Source organism: Stenotrophomonas tumulicola (assembly GCF_014117215.1).
GTDB classification, from domain to species: domain Bacteria; phylum Pseudomonadota; class Gammaproteobacteria; order Xanthomonadales; family Xanthomonadaceae; genus Stenotrophomonas; species Stenotrophomonas tumulicola.
On record NZ_JACGXS010000011.1, the window covers coordinates 1 to 20893 of the forward strand.

The window sequence follows — 20893 nt, forward strand, 5'->3', positions numbered from 1 at the left end:
GCATGGACCGGTCGAAGGTGGGGCGGGACGGGTTGGCGCGAAACAAAGAAAAATCGGTAGAGCGGGGCCATGCCCCGCTGCCGTTGGCGCGATGCCGGAAACAAGAGCAGCGGGGCATGGCCCCGCTCTACCCGTCACCCATTACCCCATTCCGCCGGGCATGGCCCGGCGCTACCCGACGCCGCATGGACCTGTCGAAGGTGGGGCGGGGTGGGTTGGCGGGACCTTGTGAGGCAGGAGCCGAACAGGAGCCCCCATGGATGGGTTCACGGCGCGTCCCGCCAACCCACCCCGCCCCACCAACCCCCAGCCCTGCAGCCTTTGCTTTTGACGTTAGCTGTTGCTGTTGCCGTTGACGTTGCTTCTGCTTCAGATCTCGACCTGCGCGCCCAGCTCCACCAGCCGGTTACCCGGGATGCGGAAGAAGCCGGTCGCCGGCGCCGCATTGCGATGCATCAGCGCGAACAGCTTGTCACGCCAGATCGGCATGCCGCGGTTGGCGGTGGCCACGATGGTCTCGCGACTGGCAAAGAAGGTCGTATCCATCGGGTCGAAATAGATGCCCCCATGGTCGCAGGAGCGCATCAGCGCCAGCGGCACGTCCGGGGTCTCCATGAAACCGAATTTCACGTACACCCGATGGAACTCATCGCCGACCGATTCGATCTTCAACCGCTGGCTCTCCGCCGCATACGGAACCGGCAGGGTCACCACGTGCAGGAACACGTTGCGCTCATGCAGCACCTTGTTGTGCTTGAGGTTGTGCATCAGCGCATGCGGGGCAACGGTGGGATCGGCAGTCAGGAACACGGCGGTGCCCGGCACACGTACCGGCGGCGCCAGCATCAACCCCGGCAGGAAGGTATCCAGGCGGATACCGTCCTTGCGGATTTCATCACGCAGCAGCTCGCGACCACGCCGCCAGGTACGCATCAGCGTGAACAACACGATGCCAAGCACCACCGGGAACCACGCGCCCTGCATCAGCTTGGCGCCATTGGCGATGACGAAGCCCAGGTCGATGATGAAGAACACCACGCACAGCGCCACGATCCAGCGGCTCCACTTCGGCCACAGCGTGCGTGCCACCAGCGCCAGCAGCAACGTGTCGATCAGCATCGTCGCCGACACCGATATGCCGTAGGCCACGGCCAGGTTGGACGAACTCTGGAAGGCCAGCACCAGGCCGATGACCATGACCGCCAGGCCCCAGTTGATGCCCGGAATGTAGATCTGGCCGATGGTGTCGTGCGAGGTGTGCTTGATGCGCATGCGCGGGATGTAGCCCAGCTGCATGGCCTGGCGCGAGACCGAGAACGCACCGGTGATGACCGACTGCGAGGCGATCACCGCCGCCATCGTCGCCAGCACGATCATCGGATACAGCGCCCAGTCCGGCACCGCCTCGAAGAAGGGATTCTTCACCGCCTCGGGATGCTCCAGCACCAGTGCGCCCTGGCCCAGGTAGTTCAGCACCAGGCACGGCAGCACGAAGAAGTACCAGGCATGCCGGATGGGTTTGGCGCCGAAATGGCCCATGTCGGCGTACAGCGCCTCGCCGCCGGTCACCGCCAGCACCACCGCACCAAGGATGAACACCCCATGCCAGCCATGGTCGATGAAGAAACGGATGGCCCACCACGGATTGAAGGCCTTCAGCACTTCGGGGGCATCGACGATGTTGTACAGGCCGATCGCCGCCAGCGAAATAAACCAGACCGAGGTGATCGGACCGAAGGCCTTGCCGATCTTCTCGGTGCCGAAGCGCTGGGCGGCGAACACCGCCAGCAACACCACGATGGTGATCGGCAGGATGAAACTGTGCAGGCCGGGTGCCGCGATTTCCAGGCCTTCCACCGCACCCAACACCGAGATGGCCGGAGTGATCACGCCGTCGCCGAAGAACAGCGAGGCACCGAAGATGCCCAGGATGCCCACCACGTAGGCCGAGCGCGAACCCTTGCGCAGCGTGCGCTGGGTCAATGCCATCAGCGCCATGATGCCGCCCTCGCCGTCGTTGTCGGCGCGCATGATGATGGTGACGTACTTCAGCGTCACCACCAGGATCAGCGCCCAGAACGCCAGCGACAGCACGCCGAGCACGGTGTCATGGTCGCTGCTCAGGCCGTAGTGGCCGGAAAAGGCTTCCTTCAGCGTGTAAAGCGGGCTGGTGCCGATATCACCGAACACCACGCCGATCGCACCGATGACCAGCGCCATGCCACTGCCGCTGGGCGCGTGGCCATGGCCGGGTTCGTGCGGATTGGAAGGGCTGGACATGGGGTTCCTGGCGGGACTGGGTTTATCGGGGAAGAGGAACGGCGTGCGGGTTCAGCGCAGCGCCGACTGCAGGGCCTTGCGGATCACCATCGCCACCTCGTCGCCCTCGGCGTGCGCGTCGCGGGCCATGCGTGCGGCTTCGGCCGGCTTGTAACCCAGTTGCTGCAGCGCCACGGTGGCCTCGGACAGCGGGTCGGCGGCGGCCGGGCCACTGCTGGAGGGCAACACGCCGCCTGCGCCCAGCTGGGCAGCGCGGTCGCGCAGTTCCAGCACCATGCGCTCGGCCGTCTTCTTGCCGATCCCCGGGATGCGGGTCAATGCAGTGACGTCGCCGGCCTGCACCATGCGTGCGAACTCTTCAACACTGGCCGCCGACAATACCGCCAGGGCAATCTTCGCACCGATGCCGCTGACCTTCTGCACTTCGCGGAACAGCCTGCGCTCGCCTTCGCGCAGGAAGCCATACAGCGACACGCTGTCTTCCTTCTGTGCGTAATGGGTGTACAGGATGACTTCGCGACCGATGTCGGGCAGGTCGTAGAACGTGCTCATGGGCGCTTCCAGCTCGTAGCCAACGCCATTGACGTCCACCACCAGCCAAGGGGGGGCCTTGTAGGCCACGATTCCGCGCAGGCGACCGATCATGCAGCAGTGCTCCTCATTTCCGGCTCCAGGCCTGGCGTGTATCGAGCCCCAGGCGGTTGGCCGTCGCCCGTACATGGGCATGGGTGATGGCCACCGCCAGCGCATCGGCGGCGTCGGCCTGCAGTTTCATCCTCAGGCCAAGCATGAGCCCGACCATGTGTTGGACCTGTTGTTTTTCCGCCCCGCCGCGCCCGACCACGGCCAGCTTGATCTCACTGGCCGCGTACTCGCTCACCGGCAGGTCGCGCAGCACCACCGCCGAGATCGCCGCGCCACGGGCCTGGCCCAGCTTCAGCGCCGAATCCGGGTTGCGCGCCATGAATACCTTCTCGATGGCTACTTCCTGCGGCTGGTATTCGATGATCAGGTCGGCCAGGCCAAGTACCAGGATCTTCATGCGCTGGGGGAAATCGTCCGCGCCCAGCAGCACCAGCGGCTGATGGTGCACGTGCGAAATGCGCCCGGCCGCATCGACGTCGATGATGCCGACCCCGGTCCGCTGCGAACCGGGGTCGATGCCGAGGATGCGGGTCATTCGCGGCTCAGGCGTACGCGTCGGCGCCGAGATCGGCGTTGGAATAGACATCCTGTACGTCGTCCAGGTCTTCCAGCATGTCCAGCAGCTTCTTCACCTGCAAGGCCGTGTCGCCTTCGACCTTGATGTCGTTGTCGGCGCGGAAGGTGATCTCTGCATGGTCACCGGGCAGCCCGGCGGTGGCCATGGCGTCCTTGACGGCCTGGAAGGTATCGGGCGCGGTGACCACGTCGATCGAGCCGTCATCCGGATACACCACGATGTCATCGGCGCCAGCCTCGATCGCGGCTTCGGTGATCGTTTCCTCATCGGCACCCGGCGCGTAGCTGATCACGCCAAGGCGCTTGAACATGAACGCCACCGAGCCTTCCGTGCCCATGTTGCCGCCGCATTTGCTGAACGCATGGCGGACATCGGCAACGGTGCGTACCTTGTTGTCGGTCAGGCAGTCCACGATGACGGCCACGCCGCCAGGTGCATAGCCCTCATAGCGGATCTCTTCGTACTCGACGCCTTCCAGTTCACCGGTGGCCTTCTTGATCGCACGCTCGATCACGTCCTTGGACATGTTCGATGACAGGCCCTTGTCCATCGCCACGCGCAGGCGCGGATTGTTGTTGGGATCGCCCCCGCCACCACGCGCGGCTACGCCGATCTCGCGGATGATCTTGGTGAAAATCTTGCCGCGCTTCGCGTCCGACGCGTTTTTGCGGCCTTCGATGGAGGGACCTCTACCCATGGGGGCTTCCGTTTGGCGGCTTCAGGAACAGGCCGCGGATTCTACCTGATCGGGCGCCTGCACCGTGTCCAGCCATGCAGGATGACCGCCGCAATCACGCTGCGGCGGCCTGGCCGCCACGATGGAAGCGCCCGTGGCGCAGGAACTGGGCCGTCTGCCGGGCGGCATCCACCGAGAAGACCAGCCCGCTGTGGCTGCAGCGTACGACGCAATGATCGGCCAGTCCGGGCAAGCGGGTTTCAGCCAACGCGACCGTGCCATCGGAGTCACCGTCCAGCGCGCCCAGCAGGCTGCCCAGCCCATGCGGCACGCAACCGGCGATCAGGCCCACCTGCGCCCTGCCCCGCCAGTCCGGCAGGCCATCCAGCAGCAGGTCGCTGCTGCGGCCCAGTGCCGCCGACCAGCCATGTTCGGCCAGCGACCGGGCGGTTCCACTGCCGCGCAGCGGCGAACCCAGGCAGACCACCCGGTCCACGCACAGGCCGGGCTGGCGGCGCAGCGCTTCCAACGCCAGCAGCCCGCCCAGGCTATGTCCGACCAGCGATATCGGGCCACTGCCCTGCAGCCGGTCCAGCAATTGCGGCACGGCAACGTCCGGACCGCCGAGCACGCTGGAATAGCCGAAGGTTTCCACCACGAAGCCGCGCGCGCGCAAACGCCAGGCCAATGGCCCGACCCAAGCGCGTGCATTCCAGATGCCATGCAACAGCAACACTGAACTCGTCATGCGCCCAGTGTGGCCATTTCCGTCGTTAAAGGGGAGTGTGGATGTCGCCCGGCCCTTCCGGACCCACCTGGCGCGCTGGAATGCCGGCACCCAGCACACCGTGCGACCTGAACTCTATGAAATTCCCCACCGACCGCGGGTGGCTTACCTGCCGGATGTCCACCCGTCGCTGCCCACCCGCCCAGGCCTGCAGCAACAACGACTCGCCCCCGTCCAGGTTCAACGACGAATTCGCCACGCCTTTGCCGCGTCCATCCGGGTGCAGCCGATCCAACCGGGCCATTACCTGTGAGAAGGTCCGCAGGGTGTAGCCGCTGGCCGCCATCGAACGGTCCGGCATGGGGGCGGCAACGAGGCGCACGATGCCTTCGCCCGGCCCCGCAGGCAGGCTCAGCCCCGCGCGTGGGTTCGCATCATGGGCGTGCCATAGATGGCCGGGCGGGATCAGCCCGCCCCGATCGAACGAAAAGCCTTCGGGCAGACGATAGTTCGGATCGTCCTGTGCTTTCCCGGCAAAAACCGCCGTCCCACGGCGGCTCAGGACAGGTGCGGAGGAGAACAGCGAGCCGTCACCGAACGTCACCGACTGGTAATCGGATGCAAAAGCTGCCGGCACGGGAAGGGACAGCCCCGGCCGGCCGCCGGCACCCGCCACCGGGCCTATCGCCGCGTACTCGGGCACCTCTGCCGAAGCGCGCCGCAGAAAATTGAAATAGCCCCCATTGATCCGTACCACCACCGCACCCACTTCCGGGCGTGGGCCCACGCATGTCGCAAGCTCCGATGCGTCCAGCAGCCCCTCCCCCACGACCACCCGGCCAGCAAAGCAACGTTGGTCAACGGCAACATACCCCAACTGTTTCCTCAACGATGGCGGAGGTTCGCCCGCCCCTCCACTGTCGTCGAATGCGCAGGCCAGGCCGATCCTTTCGAAATCCGCGCGCCCTCCCCTGATCCGTACCGAGACAAGGCCGGGAGCCACTGTCCTGACAACGACGCATTGCCGGACACGCACGCCGGCCGCACGTCCACGCAGGCGCTCTGCAATGCGGTGCGCCACCAGCGGCCGGTTGTCGACCGAGTGAGGCAGGCATGCAACCGGCTTGAACGAATCATGTCCCGCTGGAGGAGCGCCTCCAGGCTGCGTCGTGACGGTATTAATCGATGTCATGCAGACCTCCCATGGATAGCGCCTATTAACACACGACCAGCATTTCATTGCCGTAGAGAAGGGAATGGAGAGTGTGACGGCAACGCCTTGTCGCATTTGGCCGATCGCGCGTTTCCCTGCACTTTAATGCCAGCTGATCGCCCACGAAAATCCCGCCCCATACTATCGAAAACAGACAGCAATCCCTGCCAAAACCTGGAGTCAAAATAAAAAATCAATCATTACTTACATAATTCATTCAATATAACTAAATAAAAATTCCGGTTCAGCGCCGTTAACCTGATTGAAAACATTATCTGGCCACGCCAATTCCGGCGCGACATTCCCCCTCCCCACGTGGCAATGAACAGAATCACCGAAACAGGCGCCCACTGGTCCAGCCAGCTCACCCGGGACCTTTCCAACCTGCTCGCCATCCCCATCGATTCCAGTACCGGCGCCTTCATCCTGGAAGACAGCGAGGGCATCGCATGGACACTGGAGTTCAGCGACGATCCGGACCTGCTGATCCTCCACGCGCCCCTGCTTGAACGTGCCCGGAGCCCCTGCAATGAGGAGCTCCACGGCTGGCTCACGATGCATGGCCAGCCACGCCTGCTGCAGGGCAGCTGCGTGGCCCTTGACCAGGCCGCAGGACAACTCCGGCTGGTCCACACGCTGCATGCACGCGACGCCGATGCGTACCGCGTCAACGACACGCTTTCCCAACTGCGGAGCCTGCGCAGCCACTTCATCCAGATGTGCTGATGCCCAGGCTCCCGCCTGCATCCCCCTGCTGCCATTCCCATGGATCGAATCTGATGCCTTCCTTGTCCCTGCCTGTCTCCGCGTACGTCCCGCAGACGTCGATCGCCCACCGCCCGGGCTCCCCCGGCACCCTGGGCTGCTCGCCCCTTCATGCCCAGGCATCAGCGATCTTCTTCCGATCCTCGGCCACCACACCGCTGTTCGAGGATGAGTCCCACCTGCCCTGCTTCGACCTGGATTACAAAGGTGAGAAGTTCGTCGCTGGGCGGGCCTGCGCACAGATGTTGTCCGCTAGCGAAGAGGTCACGATGAAGGACGAACGCACGTCAGCATCGACGTTGTTCTTCTCCGCCGCCAATCCGACTGATCCCGCCACCCGGGCCCGCTTCGCCCGTGCCTATGAAAACCACGCCTATGATGGGCAAAGCATCCGGCGCGAGATCGGACAGGAAGTACTTGCCCGCTCCAGGGAGACCGCGGGACGACTTGCTGCAGCCGTCCCGCGCGAACAGGTGCTGCGCAACCAGGCAAAGTTCATCAATCCGCTGGATGGCAGCGGCAACGCCTACCTGCACGCTCGCGACAACCGCCATGAACGGATGCTGGCCATGGACGGACCGATACATACCTTCCTTCCAGGCTATGCCACGGGCGATCGCTATTCACTGATCCTGGCGATGCTGATCGATCCACGCCTTCATGTGTCAGTGGCCTACAGCGTCGGCAACCAGCATGAACAGGACTGCGCGCGGGAAGCTGCCGATGTGATCCGCACGGCGCTGCAGCGCAATGGCGAGCCGGATGCAGCCAACCGGGTCTCCATCCATGAGTACAGCGGCCCCAGCCTCAAGGCGGCCAGGGAGTCACTGGATTCCGCGGAAACGCGCGGGCACTTCAAGCTGATCGATGGCTCCGGCTCGCCGCTGTCCACGCTGGCGCCGACGGACCGGGATCCACATGTCTTCCACATATCCGCCACCACCGAACTGATCGCACGGCGCTTTCGCCAGGAGCAGGCGCACGCGGCCCCCCTCCGGCCCGACGCGCCGATGTTCAAGCTGGTGCGCGGCAAGCTGGACGCATTGGTTCCCGCCGAGGAGCGCCATCGCATCGATGCACTGGTCGACCAGGTCATCGCCGAACAGGACATCACGACAGGTTCGGCCGGCCTCTGGATCGCAGATCGTGAATTCGCCAACGCCCGCGAAAGCGAAGCCATCTCCCGGCCGGCGATGTTCGAGCAGATTGCAGACTCGCTGAAGGCAGCTGGCACCCCGGTGTATTGCATCGCCGATACCTACATCAACCGGGTCAAGGACGATGACGGCAGGATCCGCCTTTTCGACCGCCACCCTTATCGCCCGGAGATGCATCCGCACATCGGCCGCTTCTGGGCCGCGGAAGTGGACGGCAAGCGCCCGCTGGCCCCACGCGAGAACCAGTGGTATTTCATGAACAGATTGCTGGAGAAGGTCGGCGGTCCCCTGATCGGCATCCGCAGCGGCGCACTGGAGCCTTTCGCACTGATGGGACACCAGGTCATCTACCTGGAACACGACCATATGTTCACGCCCGAACGCCATGCCTGCTGGCAGAACGTCATTCCCTACCACCGCCTGGTCACCGCCCATACGACCGGTTATCTGGGCATGGGGACCGAAGTTTCCCGTGCATCACTCATCGACCAGGTGATCAACACCAACCTGGCGATGAAGCAGGGCCTTGGTCCCCTGTACCAGGGATATCCGCGTGCCTCCTCCGCAACGGCGGTCCATGCCAGGCAACGTCTCGACACGATCAACGAAGACCTCCAGGCCGGCGTGTTGAACCACCATGAGCTTGAGCTGCTGCATGCCATGGTGCGCGGCAGGGAACCCGCGTGGCAGGCAGCGAACCGGCTCTGGAACCCACCGGCCGGGACATTGCCTGCCCCTGCCTGAGCGGATCAGGCCAGGCCCGGTTCGCGGCGCAGGATGAACTCCAGGTCATGGGTGTCGCCCACCGGGAACAGGTATTCCCCCACCTTCCGGAAGCCATGGCGGGCGTAGAAGCGCTGCGCACCGAAGTTCTCCGACCACACGCCCAGCCACAGCACGCGGTGTCCGTCGCGCTCCAGCCACGACAATGCGGTTTCCAGCAGCCGGCTACCCCAGCCACCGCTTTGTTCGTCCTTGACCAGGTACAGGCGCTTGAGCTCGCCATCACCGGGCCGCACCTGCGGGTGCGGCAGGCCGCACGGGCCGGCTGCGGCATGGCCGATCGCCACGCCATCACGCTCCAGCAACCACACCGCGTAGTCCGGATGGGCCAGGATCACCCGCTGCCGGTCCACTGCGTAGGATTCGTCGATGAAAGCCTTCAGGTCACCAGGTGGATACAGGTGGCCGAAGGTTTCGGTGAACGTCCGCTCCGCCAGTGCCGACAGGATCGATGCATCATCGACCGTGGCGCGGCGAATGGCGTAATGGCCTGTGGTCATGTCGTTCCCTGCGCTTCTGGCGTGGTGCCGGCCAGTGGCCGGCATCCCGGCGGGGCATGGCCCCGCCCCTGCCCGGTCAGCCCTTCGGCCGCACCTGGATATGCACTTCGGCCAGCTGTGCGTCGGCGATCGGTGACGGTGCATCGGTCATCAGGCATTGCGCGCCGGTGGTCTTCGGGAACGCAATGACGTCGCGGATCGACTCGGTGCCGGCCATCAGCGCGGCGATGCGGTCGATGCCGAAGGCGATGCCACCGTGCGGCGGTGCGCCATAGTTCAGCGCATCCAGCAGGAAGCCGAACTTGGCACGTGCCTCTTCGGCATCGATGCCCAGCAATTCGAATACCGCACTCTGCATGTCCGGACGGTGGATACGGATCGAACCACCACCGATCTCATTGCCATTGAGCACCATGTCGTAGCCACGCGAAACCGCGGTCTTCGCATGCGTACGCAGGTCGGCGATGTCGTCCACCGCCGGCGCGGTGAAGGGGTGATGCAGGGCCACGTAGCGCTGCGCCTCCTCGTCCCATTCGAACATGGGGAAGTCGGTGACCCACAGCGGCGCCCAGCCATCGGCGACCAAGCCGAAGTCCTTGCCGGCCTTCAACCGCAGCGCGCCCATGAAGTCGGACACTTTGTTGTAGCCGCCTGCGCCGAAGAACACGATGTCGCCGTTGCCGGCCCCCACGTGGCTGACCAGTGCGGCGAACGCCTCTTCGCTGAAGAACTTGGCGATCGGCGAGCTGACTTCGCCGTTGTCGCCGATCTTGATGTAGGCCAGGCCCTTGGCGCCGTACTTGGCAGCGTGGGCGGCGTATTCGTCGATTTGCTTGCGGCTCAGCGTGGCACCACCGGGGATGCGCAGCGCGGCGACGCGACCGTCCGCATCGTTGGCGGCGGCGGCAAACACCGGGAACCCGCTGGACTTGACCAGCTCGGCCACGTCCACCAGTTCCAGTGCGATGCGCAGGTCCGGCTTGTCCGAGCCAAAGCGACGCATCGCCTCGGCCCAGGTCATGCGCGGGAAGCTGGCGGCCAGTTCGACGTCGACCACTTCCTTGAAGATGGCGCGGATCATGCCCTCGACGAAATCCTGGACGTCCTGTTCGCGCACGAAGGCGAACTCCATGTCCAGCTGGGTGAACTCCAACTGGCGGTCGGCACGCAGGGCTTCATCGCGGAAACAACGCGCTATCTGGTAGTAGCGGTCGAAGCCGGCCACCATCAGGATCTGCTTGAACAGCTGCGGGCTCTGCGGCAGGGCGTAGAACTCGCCCGGGTGCATGCGCGCGGGCACCAGGAAGTCGCGCGCGCCTTCCGGGGTGGCCTTGGTCAGGATCGGGGTTTCGATATCCTGGAAGCCCTTCTCGTCCAAGTGGCGGCGCAACGCCTGCACCAGCTTGATCCGGGTACGCTGCATGCGCTGCATCTCCGGCCGGCGCAGGTCCAGGTAGCGGTACTTCAGGCGGGTTTCCTCGCCCGGATTTTCGTGTGCGTGGAACGGCAGCGGCGCGGCCTTGTTGAGGATGGTGATGCGCGTGGCGATCACTTCCACCTTGCCGCTGCGAAGCTTGTCGTTCACCGCATGGCGGGCACGCACCACGCCCTCCACCTGCAGCACGTCCTCGTAGCCCAGGCTGGCCGCGACCTTGAACACCTCGGCGTTTTCCGGCTCCACCGTCACCTGCACGATGCCCTCGTGGTCGCGCAGATCGATGAAGCAGACGCCGCCCAGGTTACGGGCCACGTCGGTCCAGCCGGCGAGGGTGACAGTCTGGCCAATCAGGGTCTCGTCGACCAGGCCGCAGAAGTGGGTACGCATGGGGGAAGCTCCGCTGGAGTACGCCGGCACCAGGAGGGGCCGGAAAGCCCGTTATTCTGCGGCCCAGCCCCCATCCGGGGCAAATGCCGGCCGTGCCGGGGGGCCGGCCGGAGGCAGTCACGCCGATTTGATGCGGTCGGTCCCTATAGTCGCGCACCATCGACCGTTCGGGGATGTCGCCATGAACCGCTGGACCCTGGCCTGCCTGGCCACCGCACTTGCCTGCTCCACCCCTGTGCTTCCCGTCCACGCGCAGGTCGGCACCCGTGCCTATGCGCCGGAGGACCTGTCCCGGCTGTCGGCCAACGACCGTGCACGGGTCATCGGCCAGGAATATGCCGACCAGTCCAATGGCCGGCGCATCCCTGACGACCAGTTGCGCTTCTACCTGGCCCAGGTCAATTCCGGTTGGGGTTTTTCGCGGATCAAGCAGGACATCGCCACCTCGCTGCGTGGCAACGGTGGCGGCTGGAACGGCAACGGCAACGGCAACGACCGCACCATCCGCTGTGAAAGCCAGAACAACCGCGAACGGGTCTGCAATACCGGATGGCGCAACGCCCGCCTGGTGCGGCAGATCTCCGGCTCGCCCTGCGTGGAAGGGCGCAGCTGGGGAGCACGCAATGGCACGGTGTGGGTCAACAGTGGCTGCCGCGCGGAGTTCGCCGAGGGCCGGGGCCAAGGCGGCGGCAACTGGGGCGGCGGCAACAACAATTACAGCGTGACCTGCAGCAGCAACGACAAGCGCCGCAACACCTGCGCCTGGAATGCGCGGCAAGGGCGCCCGGTGGTGATCCAGCAGTTGTCCGGCAGTGCCTGCCGGGAAGGCCAGAGCTGGGGTTACAGCAATGGCAGCCTATGGGTCAGCAACGGCTGCCGCGCGCGCTTCGGGGTGCGCTGAATATTCCAGCGCCGGGCAGCGCCGAGCCCCTGCCCGGCGGCAAGCGGGACACGCGCCGCGCTACGGTGTATCTGCGCCCCACGGCGCCGGTGGCAGTGCCACCGGCTGCGTGAGATCGAACACCACGCGGAAGCGGCGGCCATCCGGGCGGGTCAGCTCGTAGACGAACTGTGAATCCGCGTCCACCTCCATGGCCCAGGTGTTGTGGGTGGACGCCAGCATGTCGGCCTTGCGGAACATCGCCACCGAATCGGCGTCGACCGGGAATTCCTGGCGCTGCGCGGTTCCCGGCGGCTTGCTGTCGCCACCATACAGGGTGATCGCATCGGGGCTGCCGTCCTCGTGGCGATGGTCATGCTTCAAGCGCAGGCCATGTTCGGTGCGGCTCAGCACCCAGGTGCGCGAATGGTCGTCGCCGACATGGAAGGGAATGCGTAGTTCATGCGCAGGATCGTCACAGCCACGGACATGCATCACCAGGCGTTTGCCGGCGAACGGATCGGGCCCGGTGCTTGCCGGATTGTCTTCCACCACCTCGCCGGCGTAGGCCTTGCCGCAATGCGCTGCCACGGTGGCAAGGAACGCATCGGCAGGCGCCGTGGCGACATCGTCGGGGACCCCTTCGGTCGCCTGCTGGCTGCATCCGGCCGCGGCCAGCAGCGCCATCATCGGGAAAACGCGGAACATGTTCATCGCCCCACCCTACCCAGCCGCGCCGCAGCACGCAAACCCCGCGCCGTCAGTCGCTGCTGCCGGCGGCCGGAGCGGCGGGCTTTTCGACCAGGTTCTTCTTGTTGGCACCGAAATCGGTTTCGTACCAGCCGCCCCCGGCCAGACGGAATGAGGGTGCGGTGACCTGCCGTTTCACTGTCTGCCGGGCACATTGCGGGCATTGCGTGGGGTCTGCATCGGCAATCTTCTGCAGGCGGTCGAAAGCGTGGCCGCAGTCGGTGCAGGCAAAGGCGTAGATCGGCATCAGGGTCGGCGCTTGGACGGGATCGAGCCGCGCATTCTAGTCCATTGCAACAAGCCGGTAAGGTGCCCTGTGTTAAGGTGGGCCACGTGTTCGCCAAACCTTCCCCACGAAGGTCGCACCCGTGTTGCGGCTGACCGCGTTGCTGGTTGGAGTCGCGCTGCTGTTGACCGGCGGCGGGCTGCTCGGCACCCTGCTGGCCGTCCGCGGTGGCCAGGAAGGCTTCAGTGCCGCGGCCCTCGGCTGGGTGATGTCGGGGTATTTCGCCGGCTTCTTCATCGGCACGTTCAGCGCTCCTCCACTGATCCGCCGCATCGGCCACAGCCGCGCTTTCGCGTTCCATGCGGCATTGGCCACCATGGCCGTGCTGCTGCATCCGCTGTGGCTGAATCCATGGGGATGGGGCTTGCTGCGGGTAATTACCGGCATTGCGCTGGTCGGGCTGTATACGGTGATCGAAAGCTGGCTCAACGCCGAACCGGATCCCGTGCGCCGCAGCCGGGTGTTCTCGCTGTACATGATGGTCAATCTGTCAGCGCTGGCGGTGGGCCAATTGCTGCTGATGCTGGGTGACCCGGGGTCGGCGGCGATGTTCACCGTCACTGCATTGCTGGTCTGCGCCGCCATGCTGCCCGTCACCACCACCCGCCTGCAGCAGCCGGACGTGCCCACGGTGCCGCGCCTGAAGGCGGGCAAGCTGTACCGCCTGGCCCCGGTCGCCACCGTGGCGGCGGGCCTGTCCGGGCTGGCCATGGGGCCATTCTGGGGCCTGCTGCCGGTGTATGCCGGCGGCATCGGGCTGCAGGGCGATGGCGTGCCGTTGTTCATGCTGACGGCCATCGCCGGCGGCGCGATCCTGCAATGGCCGCTGGGGCGCATCAGCGATGGCCATGACCGCCGCATCGGCCTGTGCGCGCTCAGCGTGGCCGCTGCAGCAGTGGCCATCCTGTGCGCGCTGCCACCGATCCAGCAGCAGTTGCAGCTGATGTTCCTGCTGGTGTTCTGCTACGGCGGCCTGGTGTTCGCCCTGTATCCCTTCGCCGTGGCACACATGCTGGACTACCTGGCCAGCGAGGACCTGCTGTCCGGCTGCAGCAGCCTGCTGCTGGTGCACGGCGTCGGCGCCGCGCTGGGGCCGGCGGTCGCCGGCTGGTTGATGGACCACCATGGCGCTCCGGCGCTGCCGTTGTACTTCGCCGCCGTGCTTTCCTGCCTGGCCGCCTTCACCGGCATCCGCCTGCGCCATGCGCGCCTGCGCACCCATCCGGCCCCGTTCCGGCCGATGCTGCGCACCACGCCCTCAGCACTGGAGCTGATGGCCGAAACCGAATCTCCCATCCACGAAGAAAAGGAAGTGAATTGACCCTCGACAGTCCTACACTCAATCCCCCCGCGAAATTTTCCCATTCCGAAACCACCAGCGGTCCGCAGCTGGTGCTGGCCACCGACCTGGACGGCACCTTCCTGGCCGGCAGCGCCGAACAACGGCAGCGCCTGTACCGCCTGATCGACCAGCATCCGGGCATCTCGCTGGTGTTCATCACCGGGCGCGGCCTGGAAGCGGTGATGCCGCTGCTTTCCGACCGTTCCATCCCGCGTCCGGACTACATCGTCTGCGACGTCGGCGCCACCGTGGTCGACGGCCACACCCTGCAGCCACTGCAACCGCTGCAGTCGATGATCGACGCACATTGGCCCGGCGAACAGGTGGTGGCCGAGGCGATGCGCCCGTTCACCGCGCTGCAGCGCCAGGACGTCCCACAGGAACGTCGCTGCTCCTACTTCTGCGACCCGGAAACGCTGGCCCCGCTGCGTGGCGAGATCGAACGCACCGCCGCCGCGCTGGGCTGCGACGTGCTGTACTCCGCCGACCGCTACCTGGACATCCTGCCGCCAGGCACCGACAAGGGCCGCACCCTGGCCGCGCTTGCGCGCCTGCTGGAGCTGCCGCAGGAACGCATCCTGGTGGCCGGCGATACCTTGAACGACCTGTCGATGTACGTCGCCGGCTTCCGCGGCGTCTGCGTCGGCCAGTCCGAAGCAGCCCTGCTGCAGGCCACCGAAGGCCAGGATCGTACCCTGCACGCGCAGGCACCTGGCTGTGGCGGCATTCTCGAGGCGATCGAACATTTCGCGCTGCTGGCCAAGGACGATCCCCACCTGCAGCCGCAGGACACCGCGCGCGCGGAAGGTGCCGAGCTGCTGATGGTCTACCACCGCATGCCCTTCGATGAGTCCTACGAAGATGGCAAGCTGGTGCAGCGCGCGCCACGTTCGCCGAACGGCATCATTCCCTCGCTGCTGAGCTTTTTCGAAGGCGGCCAGAAGGGCAGCTGGATCGCCTGGGGCATCGACGAACCGAAGCAACGTCCATTCCAGCGCCATGTCGATGTCGACAGCGCGCGCTACCCCACCCTGCGCGCCAGCCGCGTGCCGCTGAGCCGGCAAGAAGTGGACATCTTCTACAAGCGGTTTTCCAAGGAAGCGTTCTGGCCCATGCTGCACGTGTTCTGGGAGCGCGCGCGCTTCCGCGAGGACGATTGGCAGGTCTTCCTGAAGGTCAACCGCAAGTTCGCCGAAGCCACCGCGGCAGAGGCCGCACACGGCGCCACGGTATGGATCCACGACTACAACCTGTGGATGGTCCCGGCCTACCTGCGCGAACTGCGCCCGGACCTGAAGATCGCCTTCTTCCACCACACCTATTTCCCGTCGGCCGATGTGTTCAACGTGGTGCCGTGGCGGCGCGAGATCATCGGCAGCCTGCTCAGCTGCGACTACGTCGGCTTCCACATCCCGCGGCAGGTGGAGAACTTCGTCGACGTGGTACGCGGGGCGATGCCGGTGGAGCGGCTGGCGTGGGAGAACTGCGCGCCGCGCTTCCTGACCTTTGGCTGCGCGGTGGGCCTGGACACCATGACCACCCGGCTGCGGGTGGGCGACCGCGAGGTGGCGTTGGGTGCGCACCCGGTCGGCACCGACCTGCGCCGGATCCATTCCACGCTGGCCCGCAGCGACGTGCGCAACGACATCTTCAAGCTGCGCCGGGAAATCGGTGCGCGCAAGCTGGTGCTGTCGGTGGAACGGCTGGACTACACCAAGGGCACGCTGGCCAAGCTGGAAGCCTTCGAACGCGTGCTGGAGCAGCACCCGGAGCAGCAGGGCAACGTCACCCTGCTGATGGTGTGCGTGCCGGCTGCGCGCGAGATGACCGTCTACCGCACGCTGCAGAACCAGATCGAACAGGCGGTGGGCCGGATCAACGGCCGCTTCTCGCGGCTGGACTGGACGCCGGTGCGTTTCTTCGCCCAGGCGCTGCCGTTCGAGCAGGTGGTGGCACACTATGCTGCCGCACAGGTGATGTGGATCACCCCGCTGCGCGATGGCCTGAACCTGGTCGCCAAGGAGTTCGTCGCCACCCACGGCATCGAAGGCACCAGCGGGGTGCTGGTGCTGAGCGAGTTCGCCGGCGCGGCGGCCGAGCTGAAGGGGGCGGTGCTGACCAATCCGCACGACCCCGCCGACCTGGCCGCGGGGCTGATGCAGGCCCTGTCGATGCCGGAGGAGGAGGCCAGCGGGCGGCTGCGCCAGTTGCACGGCATCGTCGAGTATTACGACGTGAACCGTTGGGGCCGTGACTTCCTCGATGCCGTGCAGGGCAAGCGCGCCGACGCATGAAGCACCAGCGGCCGGGACCTGCACGGTTCCCGGCCGCGCCATGCAGGTGGCGGCGGGATGCCAGGGTCAGCCCGGGACCATCGCGTCGGCCAGCATGCCCACGCGCGCCAGCACCGCATCGCGCTGCGCGCTGTCCACCCCTGCTCCCTGCAGGTAGGCCGTAAGCACCCACGGCGTGCCGCCTTGCAGCGGCCACAGCACGGCAATGTCATTGCGCGTGTCGCGGCCATTGCTGCCGGTCTTGTCGCCTACGCGCCAACGGGGGCCCAGTCCCGCGCGCAGGCAGGCATCTCCGGTTTCATTGTCGATCAGCCAGTCGGCCAACTGCTGCCGCGATGCAGCGGTCAGCCCATCGCCCAGCACCAGCCGCTGCAGCGTGGCCGCCATTGCCGCCGGGCTGGTGGTATCGCGCGGATCGCCGGGCTCGAAGCGATTCATCTCCGGCTCGTAGCGGTCGTTGCGGGTGACCGCATCTCCCTGCGCACGCAGGAACGCGGTCACCGCCGCGGGGCCTCCCACCTGGCGCAACAGCACGTTGGCCGCGGGATTGTCGCTGGTCACCATGGTGGTGCGGCACAGGTCGCGCACGGTCAGGTCCTTGCCTGCGTGCCGTCGCGTCGTAGGTGCATGCTCGGCCAGGTCGCCCGCGCGTATCGGCAGGCGCTGGTCCAGCGAAAACGCGCCGCCGGCGGCCTTGTCCAGCACCGTTGCCGCCAGTACGCACTTGAACGTGCTGCACATCGGGAAACGCTCGTCCTGGCGATGACCGATGCGGCGTCCGGTGGCGGTGTCCAGCAAGGTAACCCCCAGCCGCCCCCCGCTGGCTTTTTCCAGCGCAGCAAAGTCCCCGGCCGCAGCGATGGCGGCCGCACCAGGCGTCATGGCCGGCACCGCTGCACCGGTACGCGCCAGCAACGGCGCCGCCAGCAACGAAGACGCGGTGGCGGCAGCCAAACTGAGGAATCTGCGTCGTGCGGTCATGCGGCGTCTCCAAGGCGGTGAGGACTGATTATTGAAGCAGGCCGGCGGCGGCACCAGCAGGGATTTTCAGGGGAAGACATGAGCCATTTGAATGCCTCAGCCACGAATGCCAGCTCAGGATTCGCCTCGCCGCGCTAGGATGAGCCAATCCCATAATTTCCGCTCACGGCTTTCACATGCTGCGATCGCAACTTCCCCTTGCCGCCCTGCGCGCCTTCGAAGCGGCCGCGCGACACCAGAACTTCACCCGGGCGGCGCTGGAACTGTGCGTCAGCCAGGCCGCGCTGAGCCACCAGATCCGCGTGCTGGAAGAGCGGCTGGCCATCCGGCTGTTCCATCGATTGCCGCGTGGCGTGGCACTCACCGAAGAGGGCGCGGCGCTGCATCCCGTGCTCAACGAGGCCTTCGACCGCATCGCGCTGGCCATGGCCCGCGTCACCGGCGCGCACGGCGCCCGCGAGGTACTGACGGTAGGCGTGGTCGGCACTTTCGCCACCGGTTGGCTGCTGCCGCGGCTGGCGTCATTCGAGGCCGTCCATCCGGATATCGAACTGCGCCTGCAGACGCACAACAACCGCATCGACCTGGCCGGAGAAGGCCTGGACCTGGCGATACGTTTCGGCGACGGCGACTGGCAAGGGCAGGAGAGCACGGCGATATGGGACGCGCCGTTTGCGACGCTTTGCGCTCCGGTACTGGCGCGTCGCCTTACCTCGGTGCGCGACCTGGCCAATGTTCCCCTGCTGCGTTCGTACCGCACCGATGAATGGCCGCGCTGGCTGCAGGCCGCCGGCATGCAGGGCGTGGAGGCACGCGGGCCGGTGTTCGATTCATCGCTGACCCTGGCAGCGGCGGCCGCCGGTGGAACCGGGGTGGCCCTGCTGCCGTTGTGCATGTTCGACCAGGAACTGGCCGAAGGGCGACTGCAGCAGCCCTTCCCGATCACCCTGGAGCTGGGCCGCTACTGGCTGACCCGGTTGCGTTCGCGTGTCGAGCGGGATGCGTCGCGACGGTTCCGCGAATGGCTGCAGGCACAGCGTGCGTAGCGCCGGGCAGAGGTAGCGCCGGGCGATGCCCGGCGAGCGCAGCGGATGGGCAAGGCCGCCGGGCATGGCCCGGCGCTACTGCTGGAATCAGGATTCCAGCAGTTCCATCCACGCCGCCTCGGCCTGTTCCAGCTGCGCAGCGGTTGTTTCGCGGTCGCGCCCCAGCACCGCCATGCGCGTGGCGTCGGCATAGTTGGCCGGATCAGCCAGTTGCCGGTCCAGTTCGGCAAGGCTGGACTCCAGGCCCGCCACCCGGGTTTCGGCAGCGGCCAGCTTGTGCGGGTTCGGAGCCTTCTTCTGCACCACCTGCACCACCGGCTCCGTCCTGACCGCCGCCGGCGTCGCGGTATCGGCCAGCTTGGCCTTGGTGCCCTGTGCCTGCGGGCGGGTACGCAGCCACGCCGCGTACTCGTCCAGGTCGCCGTCGAACGGCTCGACCACGCCGTCGGCCACGCGCCAGAACGTATCGCAGACCAGGCCGATCAGATGGCGGTCATGCGAGACCATCACGATGGCACCCTCGAAATCGCTCAGCGCTTCGGCCAGTGCCTCGCGCATTTCCAGGTCAAGATGGTTGGTCGGCTCATCCAGCAGCAGCACGTTCGGCTGCTGGTAGGCGATCAGCGCCAATGCCAGGCGCGCGCGCTCGCCGCCGGAGAATCCGTCCACGGACTCGAAGGCACGGTCACCGGCAAAGTTCCATTTGCCGAGGAAATCGCGGAACGACTGGTTGGGGGCGTCCGGCGCGATCTCGCGGAAATGCTCCATCGGCGACTGCCCTTCGTGCAGCGACTCCACGGTGTGCTGGGCGAAGTAGCCGATGCGCAGGTCCGGATGCGCGGCGCGCTCGCCGGCGATCGGCGCCAGCTCGCCTACCAGGGTCTTCACCAGGGTCGTCTTGCCTGCACCGTTCGGGCCGAGCAGGCCGATGCGCTGGCCGGCTTCCAGGCCGAAGCCCACGTCGTGCAGGATCACCGAATCGCTGCCGTAGCCGGCCTCGACGTGGTTCAGGCGGATCAGCGAGAACGGCAGCTTGGACGGCGGCGCGAACTCGATGCGGAACTCGCGCTCGGCGCGCACCGCTTCGGTGCCGGCCAGCTTGGCCAGGCGCTTCATCCGGCTCTGTGCCTGCGCCGCCTTGCTGGCCTGGGCCTTGAAGCGGTCGATGAAGCTCTGCAGATGGGCACGCTCGGTCTGTTCCTTCTCGTGCGCGATCTGCTGCTGGCGCAGTTGTTCGGCGCGCTGGCGCTCGAAGTCGGTATAGCCGCCCGGATAGAGCTTGGCGCCACCACCATGCAGGTGCAGGGTGTGGGTGGCCACGTTGTCGAGGAACTCGCGGTCATGCGAGATCAGCAGCAGCGTGCCCGGATACTTCAACAGCCACTGTTCCAGCCAGTACACCGCATCCAGGTCCAGGTGGTTGGTCGGTTCGTCCAGCAGCAGCAGGTCACTGGGCATCATCAATGCCCGCGCCAGGTTCAGGCGCACACGCCAGCCGCCGGAGAACGAGGACACCGCGCGGTGGTGCGTTTCGGCCGGGAAACCCAGGCCATGCAGCAGCTTGCCCGCGCGCGCTTCGGCGTCGTAGGCATTGAGCTCGGCCATCTTCGTATGCGCTTCGGCCACCGCCTCCCAGTCTTCGCGGGCGGTGGCATCAGCCTCGGCGGCCAGCACCGCGGCGACCTCGATGTCGCCACCCAGCACGAAGCTCAGCGCCGGGTCGGGCAGCGACGGGGTTTCCTGGGCAACGCTGGCGATGCGGATCTTGCCCGGCAGGTCGACATCGCCCTTGTCGGCCTCCAGTTCGCCCTTCACCGCCGCGAACAAGCTGGACTTGCCCGCACCGTTGCGGCCGACCACACCCACGCGGTAACCGGCATGCAGGGTCAGGTCGACATTGGACAACAGCAGCCGCTCGCCGCGGCGCAAGGCGAAATTACGGAGGGAGATCATCGGGGGGGTCCATATAACGGAATGGAATGTGCTGGTGAGCACCTTTCCTGCGACGCAATTCTAACGTTAACGAATACTTGACGTATCCCGGGATGCGCTGCGGCAGTCCTCCTCTCTCCCTCCGCGGACTGTCTGCGGCCTCCCGGGCCCCTACCCCGCATTCCCTGTGGATGACGCTAAACCGTTGCTGTTGCAACAGTTTTTGACGTTACC

At 66.1% G+C, this 20893-nt stretch carries 18 protein-coding genes; 6 read left to right on the forward strand and 12 right to left on the reverse strand.

Features of this window, described 5'->3' with window-relative positions:
• Positions 1–369: 369 nt before the first annotated feature.
• The 6 genes from H4O11_RS16235 to H4O11_RS16260 all read right to left on the reverse strand — a co-directional run bounded on the left by H4O11_RS16235 (position 370) and on the right by H4O11_RS16260 (position 5692).
• Positions 370–2280: a potassium transporter Kup gene (locus tag H4O11_RS16235; RefSeq protein WP_182340756.1), complete on the reverse strand. Its 1911-nt coding sequence runs from the start codon at positions 2278–2280 to the stop codon at positions 370–372.
• A 51-nt stretch (positions 2281–2331) separates the two neighbouring features.
• Positions 2332–2925, reverse strand: coding sequence for a Holliday junction branch migration protein RuvA (gene ruvA / locus H4O11_RS16240; protein WP_182340759.1), 594 nt, complete (start codon positions 2923–2925; stop codon positions 2332–2334).
• Positions 2926–2938: 13 nt separating this feature from the next.
• The gene (ruvC, locus tag H4O11_RS16245) at positions 2939–3460 is read right to left on the reverse strand and encodes a crossover junction endodeoxyribonuclease RuvC (protein WP_182340761.1); all 522 of its coding nucleotides are present in this window, start codon (positions 3458–3460) and stop codon (positions 2939–2941) included.
• A 7-nt stretch (positions 3461–3467) separates the two neighbouring features.
• Positions 3468–4199: a YebC/PmpR family DNA-binding transcriptional regulator gene (locus H4O11_RS16250; RefSeq protein WP_182340764.1), complete on the reverse strand. Its 732-nt coding sequence runs from the start codon at positions 4197–4199 to the stop codon at positions 3468–3470.
• 94 nt (positions 4200–4293) lie between these two features.
• The gene (locus H4O11_RS16255; protein ID WP_182340767.1) at positions 4294–4926 is read right to left on the reverse strand and encodes an esterase/lipase family protein; all 633 of its coding nucleotides are present in this window, start codon (positions 4924–4926) and stop codon (positions 4294–4296) included.
• 25 nt (positions 4927–4951) lie between these two features.
• Positions 4952–5692 carry a hypothetical protein gene (locus H4O11_RS16260; protein ID WP_220466795.1) on the reverse strand — a complete coding sequence of 247 codons (741 nt, stop codon included), beginning with the start codon at positions 5690–5692 and terminating at the stop codon, positions 4952–4954.
• 747 nt (positions 5693–6439) lie between these two features.
• Between H4O11_RS16260 and H4O11_RS16265 the strand changes: the two genes are divergently transcribed.
• Positions 6440–6844 (forward strand): type III secretion system chaperone family protein, encoded by a 405-nt coding sequence (locus tag H4O11_RS16265; protein ID WP_182340772.1) that lies wholly within the window; start codon positions 6440–6442, stop codon positions 6842–6844.
• A gap of 53 nt (positions 6845–6897) precedes the next feature.
• Positions 6898–8784 (forward strand): hypothetical protein, encoded by a 1887-nt coding sequence (locus H4O11_RS16270; protein ID WP_182340775.1) that lies wholly within the window; start codon positions 6898–6900, stop codon positions 8782–8784.
• Positions 8785–8789: 5 nt separating this feature from the next.
• Here H4O11_RS16270 and H4O11_RS16275 read toward each other — a convergent pair whose 3' ends face one another.
• Together H4O11_RS16275 and aspS are read right to left on the reverse strand one after the other, a co-directional pair.
• Positions 8790–9323, reverse strand: coding sequence for a GNAT family N-acetyltransferase (locus tag H4O11_RS16275; RefSeq protein WP_182340778.1), 534 nt, complete (start codon positions 9321–9323; stop codon positions 8790–8792).
• A 76-nt stretch (positions 9324–9399) separates the two neighbouring features.
• Complete coding sequence (aspS, locus tag H4O11_RS16280; RefSeq protein ID WP_182340781.1) at positions 9400–11148, reverse strand: aspartate--tRNA ligase; 1749 nt, start codon at positions 11146–11148, stop codon at positions 9400–9402.
• A gap of 181 nt (positions 11149–11329) precedes the next feature.
• Between aspS and H4O11_RS16285 the strand changes: the two genes are divergently transcribed.
• Complete coding sequence (locus H4O11_RS16285) at positions 11330–12049, forward strand: DUF3011 domain-containing protein (RefSeq protein ID WP_182340784.1); 720 nt, start codon at positions 11330–11332, stop codon at positions 12047–12049.
• 60 nt (positions 12050–12109) lie between these two features.
• Here H4O11_RS16285 and H4O11_RS16290 read toward each other — a convergent pair whose 3' ends face one another.
• Together H4O11_RS16290 and H4O11_RS16295 are read right to left on the reverse strand one after the other, a co-directional pair.
• Complete coding sequence (locus H4O11_RS16290; protein WP_182340787.1) at positions 12110–12742, reverse strand: hypothetical protein; 633 nt, start codon at positions 12740–12742, stop codon at positions 12110–12112.
• Between the two features lie 46 nt (positions 12743–12788).
• Positions 12789–13025, reverse strand: coding sequence for an FmdB family zinc ribbon protein (locus H4O11_RS16295; RefSeq protein ID WP_182340790.1), 237 nt, complete (start codon positions 13023–13025; stop codon positions 12789–12791).
• Between the two features lie 121 nt (positions 13026–13146).
• On the opposite strand from H4O11_RS16295, the gene H4O11_RS16300 reads away from it, so the two are divergent.
• Positions 13147–14385 (forward strand): MFS transporter, encoded by a 1239-nt coding sequence (locus H4O11_RS16300; RefSeq protein WP_182340793.1) that lies wholly within the window; start codon positions 13147–13149, stop codon positions 14383–14385.
• 68 nt (positions 14386–14453) lie between these two features.
• Positions 14454–16700, forward strand: coding sequence for a glucosylglycerol-phosphate synthase (gene ggpS / locus H4O11_RS16305; protein ID WP_182340989.1), 2247 nt, complete (start codon positions 14454–14456; stop codon positions 16698–16700).
• A 66-nt stretch (positions 16701–16766) separates the two neighbouring features.
• Here ggpS and bla read toward each other — a convergent pair whose 3' ends face one another.
• A complete protein-coding gene (gene bla / locus H4O11_RS16310; protein WP_182340796.1) occupies positions 16767–17681 on the reverse strand; it encodes a class A beta-lactamase in 915 nt (304 codons plus the stop codon).
• A 176-nt stretch (positions 17682–17857) separates the two neighbouring features.
• On the opposite strand from bla, the gene H4O11_RS16315 reads away from it, so the two are divergent.
• Positions 17858–18727 carry a LysR family transcriptional regulator gene (locus H4O11_RS16315; RefSeq protein ID WP_182340798.1) on the forward strand — a complete coding sequence of 290 codons (870 nt, stop codon included), beginning with the start codon at positions 17858–17860 and terminating at the stop codon, positions 18725–18727.
• Positions 18728–18814: 87 nt separating this feature from the next.
• Here H4O11_RS16315 and H4O11_RS16320 read toward each other — a convergent pair whose 3' ends face one another.
• Positions 18815–20680: an ABC-F family ATP-binding cassette domain-containing protein gene (locus H4O11_RS16320; RefSeq protein WP_182340801.1), complete on the reverse strand. Its 1866-nt coding sequence runs from the start codon at positions 20678–20680 to the stop codon at positions 18815–18817.
• Positions 20681–20893: the final 213 nt, after the last annotated feature.

Excerpts from the sequence above, each read along its gene's own strand:
- H4O11_RS16235 (WP_182340756.1), bottom strand. The coding sequence starts at position 2,280 with ATGTCCAGCCCTTCCAATCCGCACGAACCCGGCCATGGCCACGCGCCC.
- ruvA (WP_182340759.1), bottom strand. The coding sequence starts at position 2,925 with ATGATCGGTCGCCTGCGCGGAATCGTGGCCTACAAGGCCCCCCCTTGG.
- ruvC (WP_182340761.1), bottom strand. The coding sequence starts at position 3,460 with ATGACCCGCATCCTCGGCATCGACCCCGGTTCGCAGCGGACCGGGGTC.
- H4O11_RS16250 (WP_182340764.1), bottom strand. The coding sequence starts at position 4,199 with ATGGGTAGAGGTCCCTCCATCGAAGGCCGCAAAAACGCGTCGGACGCG.
- H4O11_RS16255 (WP_182340767.1), bottom strand. The coding sequence starts at position 4,926 with ATGACGAGTTCAGTGTTGCTGTTGCATGGCATCTGGAATGCACGCGCT.
- H4O11_RS16265 (WP_182340772.1), top strand. The coding sequence starts at position 6,440 with ATGAACAGAATCACCGAAACAGGCGCCCACTGGTCCAGCCAGCTCACC.
- H4O11_RS16270 (WP_182340775.1), top strand. The coding sequence starts at position 6,898 with ATGCCTTCCTTGTCCCTGCCTGTCTCCGCGTACGTCCCGCAGACGTCG.
- H4O11_RS16275 (WP_182340778.1), bottom strand. The coding sequence starts at position 9,323 with ATGACCACAGGCCATTACGCCATTCGCCGCGCCACGGTCGATGATGCA.
- aspS (WP_182340781.1), bottom strand. The coding sequence starts at position 11,148 with ATGCGTACCCACTTCTGCGGCCTGGTCGACGAGACCCTGATTGGCCAG.
- H4O11_RS16285 (WP_182340784.1), top strand. The coding sequence starts at position 11,330 with ATGAACCGCTGGACCCTGGCCTGCCTGGCCACCGCACTTGCCTGCTCC.
- H4O11_RS16290 (WP_182340787.1), bottom strand. The coding sequence starts at position 12,742 with ATGAACATGTTCCGCGTTTTCCCGATGATGGCGCTGCTGGCCGCGGCC.
- H4O11_RS16295 (WP_182340790.1), bottom strand. The coding sequence starts at position 13,025 with ATGCCGATCTACGCCTTTGCCTGCACCGACTGCGGCCACGCTTTCGAC.
- bla (WP_182340796.1), bottom strand. The coding sequence starts at position 17,681 with ATGACCGCACGACGCAGATTCCTCAGTTTGGCTGCCGCCACCGCGTCT.
- H4O11_RS16315 (WP_182340798.1), top strand. The coding sequence starts at position 17,858 with ATGCTGCGATCGCAACTTCCCCTTGCCGCCCTGCGCGCCTTCGAAGCG.
- H4O11_RS16320 (WP_182340801.1), bottom strand. The coding sequence starts at position 20,680 with ATGATCTCCCTCCGTAATTTCGCCTTGCGCCGCGGCGAGCGGCTGCTG.